Raw genomic sequence first — 23,111 nt, 5'->3', positions numbered from 1 at the left:
TTAATTTTGTTGTTTAGCCGGAGTCGATGCTGCATTCGGCGAGGCTGTCTGTGGTCCAAAAATGTCATTAAGAAGACTGCCAAGCCGATATCCGCCCAGAGCCAAACGTTCTTGTGCGATCTCAAACGCTTTCTTTGTATATTTGTCAGATGGCTTTTCACCAAATTTGACGTCTTTGTAAGCTTCGGTGGTCGCAATATTAAGGCTTTCTTGCTCCCAGATATTAAATTTCTCGGGATTCAGTCTTTCCTTCATCTTGCCGTAAGGATGAAGCTTCATAATGCTCTCTGCTATCGGTTCGTAATAGGCTCCCTCGCACATATCTTTATTAGGCAAATACCGATCAATTGCTCCATCCCAAAAGCTATGAAGATTATCCTGATCGGCCCTTTTCGTGCCCTTTGGCGTAAGGAAAAAAGCGTTGCCGCCGCGATCGCCTTTCGGATCGTATTCCGTAACTCGTGCAGATACGTGAAGCGGTTGATGGATGTCGCCGACAAGATGTTCGAGCCATGCGATGGCGATCGCTTTTTCGGAGTCATTTGCCGAACTGCGAAGGAGCTGGGTAAACTCGCCCAGCTTTTTAATTATCTGGCCAACTGGAGCCATTCCTTCGACCATTTGCGCCTTTCCGTCCTTCCAAGTCCAGAATTGGTTGATGTAATGCCAATCGCTTTGATCCTTAGCGTACTTATCAAATCGGGCCCGAAGCTTTTTGTCCTTGATCATGTCAGACCATGTAGCGATGATCACAAAAAAGTCACGTTCACGTGATTCGCGCGGACGCGAGCCGTATTCAATGTTGAACGCTCCGATCTGCGAATCTTCCGGAGCGTTGCGCAAGATTTTAATGACCTTGTCACGCACTTCGGGAGTCATTTGCTGCCACGCTATGTAAGCAGTTATTTTATGGCCTGTCTCGTCCCAAGCAAGGGCTGGAAACACGGAAGAAAGCAGGATCGCACTTAAGAAAACTGTACGCAGGACTATATTAGACATTTAGTTACTCCTTGATCTTTTGGATGATTCTAACGGATTAGGGGAATAAGCGAAAGCAGATCTTTGAGTTGAAAAATAAAGCAAACTTTTTTGATTGGCCATTCATCCTAAAGATGCGAAACCAAAAAACTGAGATTTAAAATAGTTTTGCAACAAATTTGACACTCGAACGTGATATTTGATACAAGAGAAGTTTTTCGCTCGAAGAAAAAATTGGAACTTTGAGTATGACAACAGCGTATAGGTTGTTTGATATGGAAATTTTTTAACACATTGGGGATCCTAATCTTATCCCCCCAATCGGTAGCCGTTCGACCGGAACTGAACGATTCATAAATACCCTTCAATTATACCTACCCAATTGAACCTACCGAGTGCGGCTTTACAAAAAAGGCCGCACTCTTTCTCTTTTAAATGTAGCCAATTTCATTCGGCATATTTTGGCGCGATGGGAAAAATCAGTTAAAGTTCTCTAAATCAGGAGAATCTTTATGGCAAAGAAAGTAATTCTTGGGGCCTTGGCGTTAATGGTGTTCGTCATAGTTGTTTTGAGTGTTGTTGTCGCGATGCAGCCTGCTGAGTTTAAGGTTACGCGTTCGCTCGACATCAATGCACCGACAGAAAGAATTTTCGAGCAGGTCAATGATTTCCGCAAGTGGGATGCGTGGTCGCCGTGGGCGAGACTCGATCCGAATATGAAAACCACATATTCAGGCCCTGACTCCGGTGTCGGAGCGTCGTATGCGTGGACCGGCAATGACGAGGTCGGCGACGGGAGAATGACGATCAAGAACACACATCCACCCAAATATCTCGCCATCGATCTAGAATTTATCAAGCCGTTTGAGGCCAAAAATCTGACCCAATTTGATTTCAAAGCAATGGGCGAGAAAACAAATGTTACCTGGACGATGGTCGGCAAAAAGGACTTTATGATGAAAGCCTTTTGCCTGGTAATGGATATGGACAAGGCGGTCGGCTCTGATTTTGAAAAAGGGCTTGCCCAATTGAAAACGGTGGCCGAAACTGCTCCGCCGCAGTAATTTAAGTTTGGAGAGTTGTCATGAACATATTTCTTTGGATCGTCCAAATATTACTTGGCCTGTTGTTTCTGTTTGCCGGGGTATCAAAATTTCTGATGCCCGCCGAGGAAATGGCGAAAAGTATGCCTGCATACCTTTCTATCGGCTTTATTTACTTCATTGGCGTTTGCGAAATACTCGGCGGCATCGGGCTTATCGTTCCGTGGGCGACGGGCATCATGCCAAAGCTCACTCCTCTCGCCGCCGTAGGCCTCGTGATCATTATGATCGGAGCAACAGTGATAACGGCCATGGGACCGATGGCTGCGACAGCCGCCATTCCGGCTATTTTTGCCATTCTCTGCGCAGTTGTCGCTTACGGCCGCAGACAACCTTCGACTGTAAGGTAAAATCCGTTTCCGGCGGAACCCCGCATTCCACGGCTCGTATATAATCGCCACATGACGGAAGAAACTGAACTAGCCGAATTGGAAGCGGCGGCCTCTGCCGAAGCTCAACCCGCCGAGCCAAAAAAGCGACATTACGACCGTTCTATCGTAGAAGGCCCGCTAACGAGTGCCGTTTGGAAGATCGCGTGGCCTGCTGTGCTGACGAACCTTGTGAGCGGCATTCAAGGTTGGGTCGATCAGATCATGGTCGGCAATCTGATCGGGTATCAAGCAAATGCTGCTATTGGTGTTGGTTTTCAGATATTCCTTGTCGTTATTGTATTTGTTTCCTCCGTTTTTATTGGAATGAGCGTCCTGGTTGCACGATTTGCCGGAGCCAACCAACGCGAAAAAGTTGACCGCACTGTCTATCAAGGCTTCCTGACGGCAATTTTTATGGCACTCGGCATTCTGGCTCCGATCGGGTATTTTGCTGCGCCATATTTACTTCGGATAGTAACAAGCGACCCCGATGTTTTGGCTGAAGCATTGCCCTTTCTGAGGATAATGTTCACTTGCAGCGTCGGTATGCTCATATATTTTATGATGAGCGGCTGTCTGAGATCGGCGGGAGACGCAAGAACTCCGATGGTGCTGGGCATCGTAATGACGGTGCTCAATCTTTTATTCAACATAATCCTCATCGGCGGCGTCGGGCCGATACCGGCTTTTGGAACGGCTGGTTCGGCGATGGGAACGTGCATTGCGTCGGGCCTGGTGGGCATATACTCGCTTTATAAGCTCTACAGCGGTACATGGGTCGTCTCATTCCCAAAAACAGGCTACGCACCTGATTTCAAGGTCATACGGCAGCTTTTTAAGTTTGGTTTGCCAGCGGGTATTCAAGGCATCGCGATGAATGTGGGCGGTGTCATAATGGCAGCATTTATGGGTGGTCTTGCCCAAGGCAAAGCAACACAGGCCGTTTACGCAGTGTGTTACAGCCAGCTTTTTCTGCTTGTGACTTGGTCGTCGAATGCCCTTATGGGAGCTTCTGCATCGGTTACGGGGCAAAATTTAGGGGCCGGAAAGCCTGAACGTTCGGTTTCCGCCGTTCGCACAGCAGCAGGCTTCGGTTTAGCAGGAGCGGTTATCGTCGGGCTGTTTTTCTTTTTTGTACCGCGACAATTGCTGGCAATTTTTGGAATGACCGATCCTGTGGTCGTTGAGATCGGTGTGGAATTGCTTCGTGTTTTGAGCGTTTCAGGCCTGTTTATCTCGATGGCGCTTGCTTATACGGGCGGTTTGCAGGGAACCGGCGACACGAAAAGCCCGCTTTACATCTCAATAATCTCGCAGGTACTCTTGCCGGTCGGGATCTGCTTTTTTATTCAACAAACAGGCAATCTCGAACCGATACATATCTGGATCGCTATTCTCGTAGGCCATTTTACGCGATTTTTGCTGAGCTTTTTACGATTTAATCAGCAGCGATGGCGTGCCATCAAGGTCGATATCGAGACCACTGCAGCCTAAAAGAATGTGGCCCCTGTCGAGCCGTATTGGATGTCAGAGATACGGCTTTTCAGGGACCACTTGAGCCGTCAAACTTCGGCGACTCGGGAGGTCTGATGACATCGCCCCTAGCCGGGTTTGCTTTTAAATTCAGTAAATAAAGGAGTTATGTATGCCAGCGTACATAAGGCGACTTTTGATGGTACAGCCCCTGATCGCGTGCGCGACAAGGGAAATAAAGCCGACAATGCCGAATGTCATTGACGAGGGTGTGAATTGAAGACGAGAAGTCATCACCACGCTTCAAAAAGCCATGATTCCCAGCTAAATGTATGATCTGCAATGGTTTATCGTCAAAGCGGCCAGAAAGCGCCATCTTGTTACCCCAAAAAGCCATCGGAGACCCCCTAAAAAGCCATCGGAGACACCCAAAAAGCCATCGGAAAAATTTCATTTTTAAGACAATTTGAGCTTTAAAAACGTCGTTTTTTGCATTTTCCCCTAGCCGTCCACCAGCCGGCTCCGCTGCCTCCGCCGCCTCGCCCGCAAAACAGCCGTCTCGACAACCACCGCCGGCCACCGCCGACCACCGCATGTGTTTGCTGCAATTCGGACTTTTAGGGAAAAAGATGTTTGAGCAAGCGTTTAGGAACCTGATACGCGAATTTTGCAGTCGCGTGACGCAAACCGAAAAAAGCTCTAGGCGTCTTGCCGAAATGATGGCGGAAAAGGCAAGGATACCACGGTTTTGAGCTGCTGATGGCATTGCACGCGATGGCCCATCTCAAGCTTGATCTGCTGCTGATCGAACGTTCGAAGAATTTACCACAGAGCACACAGAGCACACAGAGAGCACGGAGAATTTAAAAAACCTCTGTGCCCTCTGTGAACTCTGTGGTGAATAAAACGAGCAGTCGGCAATGTCTATCTCAACGACACGCAGTGAACTAGTTCCGTAGATCGCGGAATTTGGGGTCTAGTTGGGTTGCGATTTGGAAGTGTTTTTCGGCTATTGAGGTCATGCCGACGTTTTGGAGGCGGAGGGCGACCATCCAGTGGAAAAATGGGTCTTTGGGAGTGTGTTGCTCCGCTTGCTTTTCGTAGGCGGCTTTCGCATCGGCATCGCCAACGATCTCGGCGGCACCGGCGAGCATATAATTTGCGAGAACGATACCTTTGTTGCTTTCGACGGCATCCGTCCACGTCTTAACGGCTTCCTGCCGTTTGCCAAGCTGCCAAAGGGATACGCCGCGTTCCTCTAGGGCTGTGACGAGTTCAGGAGCTGTTGCAATTGCCTCGTCGAGGTTTGTGAGAGCGTCGTTGTAACGGCCAAGGCGGTTTAATATCGCTCCGCGATAATAGAGGCTCAGGGCCTTTGGACGGCCTTCCTGATGCTTTGCTGCGAGGGCAAGCAGCTTGATGCCCTGATCGGTGTTGCCTGAGAGGTATTCGAGCCACGCGAGCTTTGGCAGCAGCGTGTCATTTACCAAAAAGCCGTTGTCAAACGCCTTGTAAAAATAGCGTTTTCCGTATGCGATGTTCTTTTCGTCGTCGGCACTGAGCCACTGTTTTGGATTTGCCTGCGCGAGAGCAAGCTCGTCGGGGATATTAACGCTTTCATAGCCGCGAGTTCCTTCGCGTTCGTGGTAGCGAATCCAACCGCTGTGGGCATTAATGCCGATCCAAAGTGTCGAGAAGCCTAAAAATGCCCATCCTGCAAGCTTGATCGTTCCGGCCGATCTTAGGCTAGAACGATAAAATGTAAGGTCCTTGGACGTGAAGATCTTTAACGAGCGCACGGCGAGATAGGTTGTAACTGCTGCAATTCCGAGCGCCATCAGCATCGGTACGATCTGATACACATTCCATATGGCAAAGTAACTAGCGGCAAAGACAATAGCGGCAAATATCTCTTCGGGCCAAGTTAGCTGGTGGTTTTTCTTTGTCGAAGAGCCACCCTCGCTACCGCTCGGGTTTCTGCCGCCGGCGACCGCAGGTTGTCCGACGCCCAGATATAGGGCGTCGTTCGGGCAAACGCTGATGCAGTCCATGTGCTTCATACAGCCCGGATCGATTACCATTCCGTACTTTTTCACCTCTGCCGCCACGTTGACGTTCGAAGTGCAGGCGGCAGTGCAATGGCCGCATTCGTTGCAGTTGTCATTGACGCGAATCCTGACGGGAGCGACCTTGTCAGCCAATACAAAAATACCGCCGTAGGGACAGCCGTAGGTGCAGAAACCTTTTGATCCCAGGAAATACACGGTCATAAATCCGCAGATGAAAAGAAAAGGAACCGCGATCCAAAACGGGGGAAAAGTCGCCCAAAACTCGGTGGTAATGAGATGGTTCGTGAATTCCGGAATAAGCGGCTGGTTCTTAGGGCCGTAAAGAAATTTAGCCGCCGTTGGCCAGGCAAACATATACAGCGCCGCGATCAGCGGAACAAAAACCAATAACCGCGAACGAAAAGGCCTCGGTTTAAGCCCAAATTTATTCAGCAGCCAAGCGCAAAAATCCTGCAACGCAACGATATGACAGCCCCATCCGCAGACAAAACGGCCGAAAATAAGCGTAGCCAATATGGCGAGGGTAAAGAAGATAAATCCGGCATTAACGTATCCGTTTTGCAGCGTAAATGCCGCTTCGGAAGGCTCAATCGGAGAGATCGTCGTGCCCATGATGCTCCATTGAATGTAATGGACGATCATCAGCAGCGTGAGAACACTAAGCGAAACCGCACGCCAAATGCGGGTCTTCGAGTGTTTCATTCCGCCATTTGGAGAGCCTGTATTTGGCAGAACGGGCAGCTCGATTGACCTTTTAGCCGGTATTTCCTTGCTTTCGCAACCACTTCTCATAACTTAATGTCAGATTTCACTAATTTTGATTAAACCACACAAAATATGATTTTTTCCAATAATTGAGCGATTTCGAAGTATTTCGAGCGGAACGCAAATGGAATTAATAGTTTCTATAAATTAAGGTGTGTGAATGGCCGCTAGGCACGAGAATCTTTGGTTGACTTTATTTAGAATTCGGGCTACATTATTTTGTAACCTCCGACATAAAATTTGGTATTTTGATAGTTGTCATTTTAGCGGTGCTTTTGCCGCTTATTAAATCTACATCAGGAGTTAAAAGGAAGATGAATAAGAAATTGCAGGACGGCCGGTTTCGAATCGTTTCGTCGTTGTTGGCATTTTGTTTATTGATCGGTGTTGTATTCAGCGTTTCTTTACGCGCTTCTTCATTCGATCTTTTTGGGGCCGACACGGCCCGGAACGCAGATAGCGGAACACTCGAAAAGATGATCGTGGGTAACGGAAACGTCACGATGGAACTGGATCTGAATCGTCTGAACGGAACTGGAGACTCGGCTCGAATGGCCACTCTAAGTTTCGAAGCGGTTCAGGACACCTTCTTTGCGATCCTTGTTTTGAACGGTGAATTGCGCGGCCCGATCCCAAGTTCAATGGAGATCAACCCGCGAGGCAACGCAAACATTCCCGCTTCATTGAGAGCTTCATATCGCCAGCTCGTCATCGAGTACTTGGCATGGGGCGGAGACTATGAAATGGCCGTTCGCGATAAGAAGACAGGATTCACCTACTTCAATATCGAAGGGCAGGAGTGGAATTTCGATGCAAACCAGCGTGTTCTCGGCATTGAAAATGCGAGACTGCTGATCTCGCCGGAATTCGCGGCTCAGCTTGGCCGTCAGGCAGATGCCGGTGCAGTTGTCGGAACCCTCTCGGCCAATACGTCGATGAGAACGGTCGAAACAGTTTTGATGAATGACGGTGAGGCAACACAAACCAGCCTTCCGCCGATGAATCGTCCGGATGCCGGATCTGTTCCGGGACCGGATGTCGTCGTTGGCGACCTTTCAGGCTTGGCTCAGTTTGGAAGTAGTTCCAATGGACAGGTTGGACTTGCCGTTGGAACGGATTCCTGCAACTTCGGTACGATTCCTCTTAACTGGTTTGCTAATCCGTCCAATGACCACCCAGTCATTCCGCAGAATATTTACCGTATGAGCGGTGGTGCTTCAAACAACGAACGTTTCGAGCAGATCGGTCAGGGCAGCGTAAAACATGCATTTACGGCCTTGCAGCAGAATTTGTGCAACCTCGGTTGTAACTCAACCGGTGGCACTACGCTTGGTTCGGGTTGTTCGGATCCTTACAGCGCAAGCCTAAACTCTGGTCCGAGTCTCGGATCGAAAGCATGGATCAATCCGTTTACCGGTGCATATCCTCGAAATGATAGTATTACTCCAAATAACGATCATAGCGGCCACAGCCATACCGGCCCTTCGCATAGGATTCTCGTGAACATTTCGGACCTGAACACAACGCTGAATCCGGGAGCTACATATTTTGCTGAAGCACAGTATGTCACCCCGCATGAATATGTCTGGTGCCAGAACAATCCGGGCCAGTGCAATATGAACAACAACGCTTCATATCGTCAGTACAATGTTTCGGGTACCACTAGCTTTAGCTTCTCAGCGGCCGGATCAACTGTACGTATGCAGCCTGCAATTCAGGCATGGCCTGGAGCGACGCATGTTACGGTTGAGCCGGAACGCGGAATAGATGGTTTCGCCCGAGTCTCCTATAAGGTTACGCAAACGGCACCGAACGTATGGCATTACGAATATGCTATCTACAACCAGAACCTCGATCGCGGTATACAATCCTTCAGGGTTCCTATCGGTACCGGCGTTAACATTACTAATGTTGGCTTCTACGCTCCGCCTCAGCACCCGGGATGGTCAGGTGATGGTACGGCCGGAAGTGCGGGCTTTGCGTCAACTCCATGGACGACTACTCAGACTCCAGGAAAGATCGAATGGGCCACGCAAACAGCACTCGTAAATGCAAACGCAAATGCGATCCGCTGGGGCACGATGTACAATTTCCGTTTTGATGCCGATAAACCGCCTGCAACTATGTATGGAACGGTGGGCTTTTTCAAGACAGGAGCTCCGGGTAACGTGCTTATACAGGGACCGCGATCGTCAACGCCTTCGCCGTGTGCACGCGTGATCTCGACCAGCTCGAATCCTTGTGCGTCAGCTAACTAAGGCCTAAGAGCAATTTGGAAATAAAAGAGCGGGAAACCTATGTAGGTTTCCCGCTCTTTCTATTGTTACAAAGGAAGCTTTATTAATTAGCCCATTCTTCCTCGTAGTTAAGTTGCCAATGCCTCGTCACCCACTTCTGCGCAGCAGTTAAAGCCGTTGATTTCCATTTCTTCATGTTTTCCAAAACGGAAAGAGCGGCCATCGGTTTACTTGGGTCGCGTTCGACCCGGATGACCTGAGTTGTCACTTCAATTATCGATTTACCCTCTTCCATTATTTTTAATCGGACTTGGGAACCGACGGGCGGTAAGGTCTCGAGATTTACCAGAGCGCTGGTTTCCCCAACATTCTCCGTTAAACCTTCCACACGTACTCGCTGACCCGTTTCTGCGTCAACCCAACTTGCCTGAACCGGCATGCTCGCTGTAATGCGATGCTGCAATGGCGATTTGTATGTTGCTGTAGAATATCCTATGTCTGCCATTATTTCCCCCTTATTCTTAGTATAAATGCACCTTTTCACGATCTCTAAACTTTCCTGACAAAAATGCTTGAACAATTTAGATCAGTTTTACAAAAAAGTCAAGTATTCAAATTTTCCTCTGCAAAAATCAGTTCTGAATTAGTAAAAACATTCGCCTTTATCGGAAAAGTCACTAACTTAAACGCCGTTTGATCAATAAAGGTTGCATTCAAAGCCCATGTTTAAGTTGTCGGTCCCAGTTCAAATATTACAGAGTTCACATAAATGTAATGCGACAAGGATAATCTGAAATATGAAGCCAAATTGCGGAACTCAATTTGCCTAATTATCTTTACAAGCAGCGTCCGGTATTTTGTTCCGAGGGCAATATAGTGATTCGAATTGAGCTGCATTTTGGAACGACCAGTAAATAAAGCGGTTTCACAGCGACAAACCGTTGTGACGAGGCTTGCGTTTTGGGAAAAGAAAGAATATCTTGTTACCGTAAAAATCCAAAAAGTAAAATAAAAATCCAAAAACTAAAAGATTAAGCACTAAATAAAGGTGCAATGAGAGCAGGAATGCTAAAAATTCAACCATAATTATGAGGTCAAAAAGAATGACTAAGAATATTTTTGCTAGGTTTCTATCGATAATGCTGGTCTCGATCCTGGCGTGCGTCGGCGGTGCTTTTGCACAGTCAGGCGGCACGGGGAGCATCAGCGTAACGGTCACCGATTCAACGGGGGCCATTGTCAAAGGTGCAGCACTTACGCTAACCAATAAAGCAACAAATCAATCGCAATCGGCGACTACCGGCGATGACGGGCTGCATACGTTTGTCTTATTGCGGCCGGGTTCATATACGCTCAAGACCACGGCATCGTCATTCGGCGACAGCACTCTCGAGATCGAGGTGCAGGTTGGACGAACGACTGACGCCAACGTTTCGCTCGCCGTCGGCAATGTTTCTGCTGTGGTTCAGGTCACTGCTGAAGGCATACAGACCACCACCAGCAATTTTGACGCCGTTCAGGACAGCGACGCGATCCAAAATCTTCCGATCAATGGACGCCGTTTCCAGGATCTCGTCGCCGGAACACCGAGTGCGCTGGTTTCGGATACGACCCGTGGACAGATCTCGCTTGCCGGACAGCGCGGCATTAACTCAAATGTGAACGTGGATGGTGTTGATTTTAACCAACCGTTCTTCGGCGGAATCCGCGGCGGCGAACGGTCGAATTCCGCATTTACGCTTCCCCAGGAATCGATCCAAGAGTTTCAGGTCGTGGCCTCAGGTTACTCAGCAGAATATGGCCGCAGCTCAGGCGGTATCGTAAATGCGGTTACTAAGTCTGGCGGAAACGACTTTAGAGGATCGGCATTTCTTCTTTGGAGGCCTGAAGACTTAGCTCTGGGCAACGAATTTACTGATGCACTAAGGGAGCAGAAACTCAATGCACTCAATATCCCATTGATCATTGCTCCTACCCAAACGCAGTTCGGCGGTTCGGTCGGCGGTCCGATCGTAAAGGAAAAATTGTTCTTTTTTACGGCTTACGAACAGCAGGAACTTTCAGTACGCCGAGCAGTCGCTCAGACAACGCTTGTTAATTTTGTACCTACCGTAGCTCAGACGGAACCATTCAACACATATAAAGCAGAGCAAACCGGTTACGATCAAACAAATGACGCAAGAGCTTTTCTGGGAAAGGTCGATTGGGACATCAATGGTGCAAATCGTTTTAACGTCCGCTACAACTACAGCAAAAACGAAGCCTTGAACGGTGTTTCGACCGGTGATACATCCCTCGATCCCACAACAAACCGTTCACTGGGAACCAATGGTATCGAGAACGATAAGAACAATGTCATCGTCGCACAGCTTATAAGCAGCTTTTCTTCAAGACTGATAAATGAAGCTCGCTTCCAATGGGCAAAAGAAGAACGTCCGCGTCTTGCAAACGTCCAGCAGGTTAGTGTTGTATCAAACATCGGTGAACTGGGTACCCGCACGTTCCTGCCTACGGTCCAAGATGATAAGCGTTATCAGATAATGGACAGTATGACATTTACGACCGGAAGTCATACGCTCAAGTTCGGCGGTGAGTATAGCAAGATCAAGGTTACTCAGGCTTTTGGATTCAATCAGTTTGGCAATTACACATTCTCCGGCCTTAGCGGAACGGGAGACATATTGAATGCTCTTTCCGCTACTCCAGGAACGACAGCCGGCAAGCTTGGCCGCTTTGACGTTTCACAAGCAAGGTTCAATCAGCAGATCGGAAACCTACAGGCAGCATTTGATGTTCAGGAACTGTCATTTTTCGGTCAGGACTCTTGGAAAGCGACTCAGCGGCTGACGATCAATTTCGGCCTGCGATATGAGAAGCAGTTTAATCCGAGTGCTGAAGCAAACAATACTCCGGTGATCGACGCAATTAAAGCGGCTTCCTTTCCGTTGCTGGGAGGGCGCTCGGTTGACCCGACTCAAATTCCGGACAGCAAGCATCAATGGGGACCGAGGTTGGGCTTTGCCTACGATCTCACCGGTGACGGCAAAACGGTGATCCGTGCATATAGCGGAATTTACTACGCAAGGACGCCGGCCATTGTTCTGGCTGCGCCTTACAACAATTTCCGCAATCCTGCCGGTGATCTCTCAGTCCAACTTGGACCGGGTGCATTCAACTCATCCACCTTTAGTCAGGCGAACTTCGATGCCGCAAACCCGCAGTATGTCGCGATCGTTGGTTCCGGCCAGGCTCCGAATACTGTTTACCGTCAGATGGCAATTCTGGGAATCAACCTGAATACGCTGTCGTTGAGTAATCTTCCATCGCTTTCGCCCACACAATTGCAAACGATCGCGGATCGCATACAGGCTGCCCGTACAGGCCCTGCATCTGCACTTGGGTTCTTTCAGAACACGAATGTCATTGGTATTTCCCCGGATTTCCAAAATCCGGTCTCTTACCAGTTAGGAACCGGTTTTGAGCGCGAACTCTGGAGCGACTTTATTTTTGGAATGGACTTTGCGTGGGTCAAGACGGTACATCTGCAAAGGAATGTAGACATCAACCTTCCGGCACCATCGAGTTTCGATCTTGTCGGTCGCCCTATTTATAATCGTGCTAATCGTCCGGTATCAACTTTAGGAACGATCCAGCTTCGTGACTCGACGGCAAACTCCCTTTACCGTGCGGTTACCTGGCGAGCACGCATCAATAAAAAATGGGGTCAGATCAATGCATTCTATACCTGGTCGAAGAATGAGTCGGATGACGATAACGAGCGTGACTCTGGCGGCGTCCTTTATGACGATCCGTTCAGCAGAAGAGGCGAGTATTATGCCTCGAGATTAGATCGCACGCATGTTTTCACCGCGACCCCGTCATTCTATCTGCCAGGAGGCTTTACCGTTTCGAGTGGTATTCGCCTGCGTTCTGGAAGTCCGCTAAATGCGGTTATTGGAGCGTCATCGGACCTTAACGGAGATAATAACGGAAGCAACGAGCGACCGTACTTTGCTCCGGGAGTTGAGATGCCAAGAAACTACCTTCGCAACCGTTCGATCTATGAGGTCGATCTTCGTGCTCAGAAGTCTATCGGACTTGGTGAAACGACGAAGCTGATCTTCTCAGGCGAGATTTTCAATGTATTTGCTCTGTCAAATCTGCAGCTTGCACAGTCCACGTCATCGGGTTCACCTACGCTTTACTGTGCTGTGGCGAACAACCGCTGCGGTCTGGACGGAGCTACTAATGTGAATTTCCTTCAGACTCGTGACCAAAGGCCAGGAGCAAATTTTGGCAAAGTTAACCTATTGAACACTCCGGGCAGCCAGCCTTTCCAGGTGCAGATCGGAGCACGTTTAACTTTCTAGTTTTCGCTTTTGGCGAAAATCTCAGGCACGCTTCTCAAAGGAGCGTGCCTTTTTTTGTCTGCGTGTTCGTTATACACTTTCCAAGTGCGGATACTATACGTTTCATCAGCAAAGACCTTTGGCGGCGGCGAGCGGCATCTTGTCGATCTCAGCCGTGAGATGGCCTCGCGCGGCCACGAAATATTTGTTGCCCTGCGTCCGACCAATCAATGGCAAAGCCGACTAGACTTTCTCCCGCCGGAAAACTTTTTGCATGTGTCGATCCGAAACTCGTTCGGTATGTTCAGCGCTAAGCGGATCGCACGATTTATTGAGAAGAACAAGATCGAGATTCTTCATGCCCATGTCGCCCGCGATTATCTGGCGGCCAGTATTGCCTGCCGAGTTGTGGGCAACGCAAAGCTTGTGTTGACGCGGCATGTGATGTTTCCGTTAAAGCCGTTTCACAGATTTGCGCTGAGGAATGTCGATGCGGCGATAGGTGTTTCTTCGGCAGTGAAGGTTCAGCTCGAAAGGGTCTTTCCCGCTGAGAAAGTGATGCTGATCCCAAACGGCATAAATGCCGTAAAAAAAAACGCTGAAGAAAAAAAAATTCAGGCAGAAGAGTTTCGCAGGTTTCATTCGATCCCTGCTGAGTCGCCGCTGGTCGTGACGATTGGCGAGCTATTGGTGTTAAAAGGACAGCGCGATTTTATTTTGGCGGCTAACGAAATAGTAAAACGGCATCCCGAATGCCGGTTCGTTATTGCGGGTAAGGACAATTCCATCGATCAAAAATTCCGGCGTGAACTCAAACGCCTCGTTAAGGTCTTGGGCCACGAAGACAGATTTATATGGCTCGATTGGCTGGATGACATTTCGCCGCTGTTAAATGCTGCTGATATTTTTGTTTCGCCCTCTCATTCGGAAAGCTTTGGCCTCGCCATTCTTGACGCGATGGCCGCCGGAATACCGGTCGTTGCAACAGCAACCGACGGTGCAAAAGAACTCCTAAGAGAAACTGATGCACTGACGCCGGTCAAAGATCCGCTTGCTCTGGCTAACAAGATAAGCGAGTTTTTGGATGATGCAGATATTCGTAGTTCTTTAGGGGCTCACTTATATAAGCTGGCGATCGAAAATTACGGCCTCGCCGCGATGGCCGATGCGACGGAGGCGGTCTATAAAAAGGTCTGCCCCGCAAAGGCTGTAACAGCCGACATGAACGCCTTGCCGTAACCCTCTGAAACGGTTTATCTTATTGTCTATGCGGCTTTTTTGTCTTATCTTCCTGATAGGTTTCGTTTATTTGATGAACGCCAAATCGCAAACACCTGAACAGTTCGCCGCCGACTGGGAAAAAGACCATGTCTCCAAGCTTTTCCCGTCGGACGTTCGTCACTCTGACCTGAAAAAATACCTTGAACAATTGAAAAAACTCGGCCTCGCCGTAAACGAGGTTGGCCGCAGCAATGCAAATCGCGAGATCTACCAAGTCGAATGGGGCACAGGGCCGCTGAAGGTTTTTATGTGGTCGCAAATGCATGGCGACGAACCAACGGCAACATCCGCACTTATTGATATGTTCGCGTTCCTTCAAAAAAATCGCGGCAGGGAACACATAAAGAAGATCGGCGAAATGATGACGCTCCGCGCCGTTCCAATGCTAAATCCGGACGGAGCAGATGCGTTTCAGAGACGAAATATGCAGGGCATTGACATCAATCGTGATGCGCTCGATCTAAAAACTCCGGAAGCAAGACTTTTGAAACAGCTTCGGGACGATTGGATGCCCGCCATTGGTTTCAATCTGCATAATCAAGGACGGCTAACGACTGTCGGACGTTCGACCAATCAGGCAGCGATCTCGTTTCTCGTCGTATATGGCGACGCGGCAAAGACGACGAATTTCGGTCAAGAGCGAAACCAGCGCCTTGCATCTGCGATGGTCGCCGAATTGCGAAAATTTATTCCGGGACACATCGCCCGTTATAGTGACGAATGGACACCGAACGCTTTCGGCGACAATTTTTCGGCGTGGGGAACTCCGACGATCTTGATAGAAACCGGCGGCCTTTATGGCAAGGACGAACTGCATCTCGTTAAGATGAACTTCGTAGCTTTTATGACCGCACTCGCTGCTTTAGCGACCGGGAGCGAGAGCAGACAGGATCCCTCGATCTATTCGTCGCTGCCCGACAATACATCCGGCAGTCTGTACGATTTTATTTTCCGTCGGGCAAATATTGTCGACCGCAGCAGCGAGCAGATCACGCCATTTACAGATATTGCCGTAAATACCGAACGCCGACGAGCCAGCTTTGCCGCACCAAATTTTATACGAATTATAGGTAAGCTCTCGACGTTGCGCGGTTTAGAAGAATACGATGCGAGTGGTTTCAATGTGGTTCAAAGATTGGGTAATTTAAAAGTTGGCGAACTCGGTGAGTTTTTCTTCTATCGGAAAGATCGTGTCGTTGATTGGACAGTTGCCGATCTTGAAAAACAATTTCCGCCGGACGCCATCTTCTCAGGTGGCAAATGGATAAAAGGCGAAATTGCCGTTTCAAAAAGATAACCCATGTTAACGCTGCTCAAGATCAAGAACATTGCCCTGATAGACGAGCTTGCCATCGAATTTGGCGGCGGGCTAAATCTCTTGACGGGCGAAACCGGTTCAGGAAAATCCATAATAGTTGACAGCCTCGGTGCACTCGCCGGTGAACGTCTGTCGAGCGATCTCATTAAAGAAGGCAGCGCCTCGGCTGCTATCGAAGGGTTGTTTTTCGTCAACGTGGGCGATGCCTTATGGTCAATTTTAGAAGACAGCGGCATCGAAGTAGAGAGATCATCTGAAGCTGAACTGATCGTCCGACGCGAACTTTCATTAACCGGAAAGAATCGCATTTTTATTAACGGCCAGCTTGTCACGCAAACTCTACTCAAGAAGGTAGGCATTTTCCTCGCCGATATTCACGGTCAAGGCGAGCAGGCGTCAGTCTATGATGTCGAGACGCATATCGACATGCTTGATGAATTTGCTGCGGCCAGCGAGTTAAAAGCGAAAGTCGAAAAGGCGTTTCGCGGAATGGCTGCGGTTCGATCTGAGCTGTCCACATTAGAAAAAGATTCTGCTGAGAAACTGCAGCTTATCGATATTCTGAGTTTTCAGGTAAACGAGATAGGCTCCGCAAATTTGCAGGCTGGCGAAGACATCGAACTCGAAGAAGAAAAGCTTCGACTGAACAATGTTGAAAAACTAACGACGCTCAGCGGCGAGGCATTTTCTTTACTTTATGACAATGCCGAATCGACTGCCGCAACACTCGAAAAGGCAGAGCGAAAGATCAAAGAGCTCGCTGAATTCGAATCAAAACTCGGAGAATATTCTGACGGCATTTCGTCGGCCCGTGCGGTCGTCGATGACCTTGCTGCTTTTGTCCGCGACTTTCGTGATCGACTAGAATTTTCGCCGGAACGATTGGATGAAATTGAAAACCGCCTTGCCGAAATAACTCGGCTAAAGCGAAAATACGGTGAGTCGATCGATGCGGTACTCGATCATTTGCGCGTCAGCCACGAGCGGCTGCAAAATATCGAGACTGCGGAATTTCGTGAAGAAGAATTGAAAAAGAAACTGTCAGAATTGCGATCTGAATATCTGAGGTTTGCGGGTAAACTGCATGACGCGAGAGTAAAAGCCGCTAAGCGTTTTGAAAAGCAAGTTGAGGAAAATCTAAATGCCGTCGCGCTCGAAAAGGCGCGTTTTGAAGTTCAGATCAAGGCTTTCGAAGCAGACGATACTGCGTTTTCAGCAAATGGTTTTGACTGCGTCGAGTTCTATTTTTCGGCAAATCCCGGCGAATCTCCTAAGCCTCTTGCAAAGGTTGCATCAGGCGGCGAGGCGTCACGTGTGATGCTGATCCTCAAGACAACAGCGAAAAGTGACATGCATCAGAAGACAGCTGTTTTTGACGAGATCGATGTTGGTATTGGAGGACGAGTTGCGGAAGCTGTTGGCCGAAAACTTAAGGACCTCGCCGCAACTCAACAAGTATTGTGCGTAACGCACCAGCCGCAGATAGCGTCTCTGGCGGATCGGCATTTTATTGTCGAAAAGGAAGTTGTCAGCGGCAGAACACTCGTAAAAACGCGCGAACTAAATTCCGCAGAACAGATCGAGGAGATCGCGCGAATGCTGGCAGGCGAACAGGTCACTGATGCGGCTCGCGACAACGCCCGTGCAATGCTAGCCGCGTCTAGTTAAACTGAGAATTTATGAATGCTCAAGTCTTAGCAAACGTCATTCGCGGTGAAACGGTCGAGTCCGTTTACTGTGGTCATCTCTCGATCGTTGACGGTGAAGGGAATACTGTAGCGTCGCTCGGCGAACCATCGACGGTGACATATTTTCGGTCGTCGGCAAAAGCATTTCAGGCGATACCGTTTCTTACGAGCGGAGCGGCCGAGGCGTTTGGTTTTACTGAAGATGAAGTTGCTCTCGCTGTAGCTTCGCATTCTGGCGAGCCAATGCATGTCGAGATCGCAGCTCGAATGCTCGCAAAGGCAGGTTTTTTAGAATCAGATCTGCAGTGCGGAGTACATCTGCCTTTTAGTGAAGCCGAATCACATCGAATGCTCGCTGACGGAGAACGTCCGACACAGCTTCACAACAATTGCTCCGGCAAACACGCTGCAATGCTAGCGTTTGCAAAACACATCGGTGCCGACACGACGACATATCTTTCGCCGGACAGTCGAATTCAAAAACGAATCTTAAGATGCGTCGCCGATTTTGCAGAAATGCCCGAGCAAGCCATTGCCGTCGGCATTGACGGATGTTGTGCTCCGATTTTTGCTTTGCCTGTTGCGGCGATGGCAAAGTGCTTTATCAATCTTATTGCTCCGGCAAAATTTCCCGACGTGACACAAAAAGCCTGCCGCCGAATTGTCGATTCAATGATGACCTTTCCCGAACTCATCGGCGGCTCGACACGCCTCGACACAATGCTGATGAACGCCGCACCCGCAAGGATAATCTCAAAGGTCGGCGCCGACGGCGTCTGGCTTTGCGGCGTCCTACCCTGCGAAAAATGGCCCACCGGACTTGGCATCGCGTTAAAGGTTGCCGACGGCGATGATTATCGCGCACGACCCGTTGTTGCGATCGAGATATTGCGCCAACTCGATGTTTTATCGAAGAACGACCTTGCAGACATGTCGCCGATGTCAGTAAAGAATCGGCGTGGTGGTGTGGTAGGATACGTGAAAACTACCTTTGAGCTAAGGAGTGAGGAAATATGAAAGCCTTAATGTCGCCGTTAGTTCTGGTTCTCTTTGCATTTGTTGTATCAGGAAATGCACAGAAAAAACCACTTAAAAATGACTATGTGAAAGTGGCAGTTCAAGATGGCAGCGCCACTTCAGAGCTTTTGACGATGCCGATGGCAATGAGCCCCAATCTATCGGACGCTGAGATCGGAATAATGTACTTTGGTCCGCAAAGAGATAGTGACATTTCGGTGCTTCTTATTCTTAAAGGAACGAAAAATCGTTATTCGAAGGGAGCCTCATTCGGAGCCAGGTTTTTTGCTGACGACATACCCTTAAAGACTAATAAGCTCCGAATAGTTTCAAAAGTGGATAAGAATAAGAATGACGAAACTCTACATCTTTATCTCACCACGGAAGAATTAGCATGGCTGGCTACGGGTGACTCGGCCAAAATTGAACTCTATGACTCAGAGTTGGAAACAAAATATGACACCGTTACCTTCACCAAAAATGGCTTTAATGAGTTTAAGAGGTTTGCGAAAAGTGTCTTATTGATAAAAAGTCATTTGGATTAAGATTTGAAGCGCTTTGATCCGGACTACGAGGTTCCAAATTGAACCTTGAATTCTTCGTTCCCAAATGCTCTGTCCAGCCACAAATTTGTCAGCTTCTCCTGAACGCTATTCGCCTTAAGCCGCTCGTTTAGATTTTTGAAATCGACAAAATCAAGATGCTGGTCCTGGTTGAAGCATGAGAAGACGAAAAATTCCTCGCCGGTGTGGGGGTTGACGTGTCTTTGCAAACACTGGGCGCAGACTTCTTTCATCATGCATTGCATTGGGCTGTTGATCGAGCCGATGGCGACGTGATTTTCGTTGAGGAAAGGTTTTAGTGTTGTGTGACGAGCTTCGCGAACGCCGTTCATCATTCGGTCTGAGCCGATGGCGATAATACGGTCAACGTTTTTGAGATCTACGCGTTGCTCGCCTAGACGCCCTTCAGCGTAGGCGATCATCGCCTGAACGATATTGCCGCGAAAGTGAGCGTCCTGCGGACGTTGGGGCAAGATCTCATCACCAAAATCTGTTGCCCAGATAACTTCGTCGGTAGCGTTCTCAATTTCCTCGCGTTTGAAAAGATCGGAGCCGTTTTTGTAGCCTGCAAAGTAAACGACCTTGTTGTTATTCTCCTTTAACGCTCGAGCTATAGAGAACAAAACTGCGTTGCCGAGTCCGCCGCCGGCGAGCATGACCGTTTCATTTTCAGTGATCTCGGTTGGCGTTCCGGTCGGGCCCATTACGAGAACTTCCTCACCTTCTTTTAGCAAAGAGCAAAGTCGCGACGACGTTCCCATTTCGAGAACTATCATCGACAGCAGCCCTTTTTCTTCATCGACCCAAGCACCTGTCAGGGCGAGCCCTTCCATCATCAATCGCGTGCCGTCGATCATCGGAGCTGAAGTTTCAAAGTTTTGCAATCGATAAAATTGTCCGGGCTCAAACTTTCGCGCCTGCAGCGGAGCCTTTACGATCACATCGACGATCGTCGGCGTTAGGCGGTCAACTTTTACGACATAAGCGCGAAGTTGCTCATCGAGCGTTGCCTCGAGCTTGTCAAAAATGGAATCGCGTTCTGACTGCGGCAGTGTTCCGCGGGTTGCTAATTCTTCTGCAAATAGGTCGACAACTTTTGCATAACCGTCTTTCGCCGAGGCCATTGCTTTTACGACGTTTCCGGCGTATTTCGGATGATTGTCGCCGTAATAAGAAATGAATTTGCCTTCGTTTTCGTAAGAAGTGAAAAATCCGGTCTCGCCCTTTGCAGCTTCGACAGCGTGAAGTTTTCCATCGCCGTTTCGTTCTACCTTGAACGGCTGGAAAAACTGACGCCACTCGTCCATTACAAATGTGCCCGGCTTTTCCTTTTCATAGATGACGTTTGGCGAAGTGCCCGCTGCAACGCAAACTGTGTGTGCGGGAAACTCATGCATGTCGCCGGTGTTTTCAAATTTACCGGTTTCTGCGACGTAATCGAGTCGCTCGAAAATCAATGCTTTGACGGCGTTGTATTCGTCGGGCACGGCTTCGGTAGGACTCATGCATTCGATGAAGTCGATGCCTTCTTCGAGAGCTTTTTGCACCTCTTCATGATTCAAACGATACGCCGGTGAATCCTGCAAACGTTTTCGATAGATCAGCGATACTCCGCCCCAGCCTCTAACCAGCGGGATAAAGTTAGGCTCTTCGCCAGCCGATGCGGCGCGGCTACGTTCGGCTCTGATCTCTCGCCCGTGTTCAAGAAATTCCTGCAAGACGCGGATCTCTTCTTCGTCAAAATGCTCGACGATCTTTTCCTCGCCAAATTCCGCAACGACCTGCTCGTATTTCGCGAGCGTCTTCTCGACCTGCACCGGATAATAGGCAAAAAGTTCAGTCGCAGTGTCGATGCCGGTCAAGCCTCCGCCGATGACAACGGCAGGCAAGCGAACCTGCAAATTCGACAGCGTATCCTTCTTGAATGCACCGGTTAGCTGCAACGCCATTAGAAAATCAGAGGCCTGGCGAATGCCTCGGATGAGGTTGTTCTTCATCGGCACAATTGTCGGTCGTCCGGCACCGGTCGCGATCGCGATGTGATCAAAACCAAAATCCCATGCGTCCTCGATCGTAACGGTTCCGCCAAATCTGATGCCGCCGTAACCGCGAAAACGCTTACGCCGTGTCAACATCAACTGCACCATCGTCAGAAAATTCTTGTCCCATCGAACGGTAATGCCGTATTCTGAAACTCCGCCGAAGCCTGACAGAATACGTTCGTCGAGTTCTTCGGTGATCTCGTTAATATCCTTGATAGGTTTTGGGCAGTCGCGGCCCAGCTTGCCTGTCCAATCCGACGGTAGCGGCTCGATCTTCAAACCATCGATGCCGACGACACCAAAGCCTTCGTTCAACAAATAGTGTGCGAGCGTATAACCGGCGGGCCCGAGGCCGACGACCATCACGTTTTTGCCGTTGTAGGGCAATGTGTAAGGCCGCTTTGCGTTGAGCGGATTCCAGCGCGTGAGCAGACTATAAATTTCAAAGCCGTAGGGCAGTTTGAGTACGTCCGTCAGCGAAGCAGTTTCAGCAAGCGGAATATTCACCGGCTCTTGCTTCTGGAAAATGCAGCCCTTCATGCAGTCGTTGCAAATGCGGTGACCTGTGCCGGCGCACATCGGATTGTCGATCGTCACCAACGCCAGCGACCCGATCGCGTCACCCTGCTTTTTGAGCATGTGCATTTCCGAGATCTTTTCATCCAGCGGACAACCTTCAAGCTTGATGCCTAGCGGATTGCGTTTTGCTGTGCCGTCAGGTTCGTGGAGACCGGTCGAACACGAATCTTTTTCACGCTCATGGCAGATCAGGCAATAATCGATCTCAAACAGAGCGTCGCGCATCGTGCCGCGATCATCGGTTAACTTAAAACCGTCGCGCCTACGCAGTTCTTCATCCGCTCCACGCTTTATGTTGTGCAGTTCCGGTTCGGGATGGATCAGATGAACGAGATTTTGATAATCGAGAGGGTGCGGCGTTTTAAAGCTGTACCATTTTTTCGATTTGTTAAAGAAAGCGACGGCTGACCAAGCTTCGACGATCCGCAGCGCTGCTCGGATAGCCAGCAGATCGCCAGTCGATTCCTCCTCGACAATATACTTCTTAAACAGCTTTCCGAAGACTGAATCCTTTAGTTTTTCGTATGCCGAATTGATTCGTTGGGCGGTTGACGAAGCGTTGTCGAGATCGTGCGAAACCTCTTCACCGTCGCTCGCCGTCCCTGTAAGGGCCTCCTCAGCCTCGACGAGCCTCTGCGTCATTGTCGCGATCGATAATTCTTCGTCGAAGATTAACGTTTCGTCAAAAGCCGCATTTCGAAGCTCGGTGAGAGCGCGCCAAAGCTCCGCTTCGTTCATTTCTGCGACCTGATCGGCCTTATATTTCTTGATCGCACGCCGCTGGACAAAGAATTTGAATTTCCAGACAGGATTTTGAACCAGAACATCTCGCTCAAGCTCAGACCTCTCGCGGTTGATCTTGAACAGTCGAGCGATAAATTCTGAGAGGTAGGGAGCTGAGTCGGTCAATATCTTTGACTCGACCTTGCGCTCATAGCCGACTCCACGCGAGGCGATGTATTTTGTTAGTGCCGAATGCAGCACTGCGTCGTCTTTCTCAATACCGGCGTAAAACCGCTCAGCCAATTCCTTGAGTTTTACTGCGTCAAATAGATCCGAGAATTGAAAGCCCTCTACACCAAGTTCAAAGTCGTTTTGCCCGCCGTTTTCGTCAAATTTCGTCATACCAGCCTCTATTGCCCGATATATTAAGCATAGGGCAAACATTCAATATACCACTGCGTGACTACCTCTATCAAAGACGGCTTGGCTGCAACAAATGGGCGCAACTCTCGTGAGAACGTGGTAGAATCGAGGTTACAAAGACTATTTTGGTGA

Annotated in this window: 15 protein-coding genes; 10 read left to right on the top strand and 5 right to left on the bottom strand. The window is 49.2% G+C overall.

What is annotated here, in order from left to right; translation table 11 throughout:
• Positions 1–999, bottom strand: coding sequence for a S1/P1 nuclease (locus IPL32_06400; protein ID MBK8465445.1), 999 nt, complete (start codon positions 997–999; stop codon positions 1–3).
• Between the two features lie 491 nt (positions 1,000–1,490).
• On the opposite strand from IPL32_06400, the gene IPL32_06395 reads away from it, so the two are divergent.
• Genes IPL32_06395 through IPL32_06385 form a run of 3 tightly spaced genes read left to right on the top strand, consistent with a single transcriptional unit; the run spans position 1,491 to position 3,946 of the window.
• Entirely contained in the window at positions 1,491–2,042 is a 552-nt protein-coding gene (locus IPL32_06395) for an SRPBCC family protein (protein MBK8465444.1), read from the top strand.
• 20 nt (positions 2,043–2,062) lie between these two features.
• Entirely contained in the window at positions 2,063–2,431 is a 369-nt protein-coding gene (locus tag IPL32_06390) for a DoxX family protein (protein ID MBK8465443.1), read from the top strand.
• Positions 2,432–2,482: 51 nt separating this feature from the next.
• Positions 2,483–3,946 carry an MATE family efflux transporter gene (locus IPL32_06385; protein MBK8465442.1) on the top strand — a complete coding sequence of 488 codons (1,464 nt, stop codon included), beginning with the start codon at positions 2,483–2,485 and terminating at the stop codon, positions 3,944–3,946.
• Between the two features lie 145 nt (positions 3,947–4,091).
• Here IPL32_06385 and IPL32_06380 read toward each other — a convergent pair whose 3' ends face one another.
• Both IPL32_06380 and IPL32_06375 read right to left on the bottom strand, forming a co-directional pair.
• Positions 4,092–4,520, bottom strand: a complete 429-nt coding sequence (locus IPL32_06380) for a hypothetical protein (GenBank protein ID MBK8465441.1) — start codon at positions 4,518–4,520, stop codon at positions 4,092–4,094.
• A gap of 352 nt (positions 4,521–4,872) precedes the next feature.
• Positions 4,873–6,786, bottom strand: a complete 1,914-nt coding sequence (locus tag IPL32_06375) for a tetratricopeptide repeat protein (protein ID MBK8465440.1) — start codon at positions 6,784–6,786, stop codon at positions 4,873–4,875.
• 287 nt (positions 6,787–7,073) lie between these two features.
• On the opposite strand from IPL32_06375, the gene IPL32_06370 reads away from it, so the two are divergent.
• Entirely contained in the window at positions 7,074–9,017 is a 1,944-nt protein-coding gene (locus tag IPL32_06370; protein MBK8465439.1) for a hypothetical protein, read from the top strand.
• Between the two features lie 82 nt (positions 9,018–9,099).
• Here the strand turns inward: IPL32_06370 and IPL32_06365 are convergent, their stop codons facing one another.
• Positions 9,100–9,501 carry a hypothetical protein gene (locus tag IPL32_06365; protein ID MBK8465438.1) on the bottom strand — a complete coding sequence of 134 codons (402 nt, stop codon included), beginning with the start codon at positions 9,499–9,501 and terminating at the stop codon, positions 9,100–9,102.
• Positions 9,502–10,099: 598 nt separating this feature from the next.
• On the opposite strand from IPL32_06365, the gene IPL32_06360 reads away from it, so the two are divergent.
• The 6 genes from IPL32_06360 (at position 10,100) to IPL32_06335 (ending at position 19,194) form a co-directional block, all read left to right on the top strand.
• On the top strand, positions 10,100–13,366 hold the full coding sequence (locus tag IPL32_06360; protein ID MBK8465437.1) for a TonB-dependent receptor: 3,267 nt from the start codon (positions 10,100–10,102) through the stop codon (positions 13,364–13,366).
• An 84-nt stretch (positions 13,367–13,450) separates the two neighbouring features.
• Positions 13,451–14,584 (top strand): glycosyltransferase family 4 protein, encoded by a 1,134-nt coding sequence (locus IPL32_06355; GenBank protein ID MBK8465436.1) that lies wholly within the window; start codon positions 13,451–13,453, stop codon positions 14,582–14,584.
• A 73-nt stretch (positions 14,585–14,657) separates the two neighbouring features.
• Complete coding sequence (locus IPL32_06350; protein MBK8465435.1) at positions 14,658–15,923, top strand: peptidase M14; 1,266 nt, start codon at positions 14,658–14,660, stop codon at positions 15,921–15,923.
• Positions 15,924–15,926: 3 nt separating this feature from the next.
• On the top strand, positions 15,927–17,612 hold the full coding sequence (recN, locus tag IPL32_06345) for a DNA repair protein RecN (GenBank protein ID MBK8465434.1): 1,686 nt from the start codon (positions 15,927–15,929) through the stop codon (positions 17,610–17,612).
• Between the two features lie 11 nt (positions 17,613–17,623).
• Positions 17,624–18,649: an asparaginase gene (locus tag IPL32_06340; protein MBK8465433.1), complete on the top strand. Its 1,026-nt coding sequence runs from the start codon at positions 17,624–17,626 to the stop codon at positions 18,647–18,649.
• On the top strand, positions 18,646–19,194 hold the full coding sequence (locus IPL32_06335) for a hypothetical protein (protein MBK8465432.1): 549 nt from the start codon (positions 18,646–18,648) through the stop codon (positions 19,192–19,194). Before IPL32_06340 ends, IPL32_06335 begins: the two co-directional genes overlap by 4 nt.
• Positions 19,195–19,217: 23 nt before the next feature.
• Here the strand turns inward: IPL32_06335 and IPL32_06330 are convergent, their stop codons facing one another.
• Positions 19,218–22,958 carry an FAD-dependent oxidoreductase gene (locus IPL32_06330; GenBank protein ID MBK8465431.1) on the bottom strand — a complete coding sequence of 1,247 codons (3,741 nt, stop codon included), beginning with the start codon at positions 22,956–22,958 and terminating at the stop codon, positions 19,218–19,220.
• Positions 22,959–23,111: the final 153 nt, after the last annotated feature.

The organism is Chloracidobacterium sp. (assembly GCA_016711345.1).
In the GTDB taxonomy this organism is placed as follows: domain Bacteria; phylum Acidobacteriota; class Blastocatellia; order Pyrinomonadales; family Pyrinomonadaceae; genus OLB17.
The sequence above is the reverse complement of the archived record's forward strand: the minus strand, read 5'-3'. Positions and strand labels throughout refer to the sequence as shown.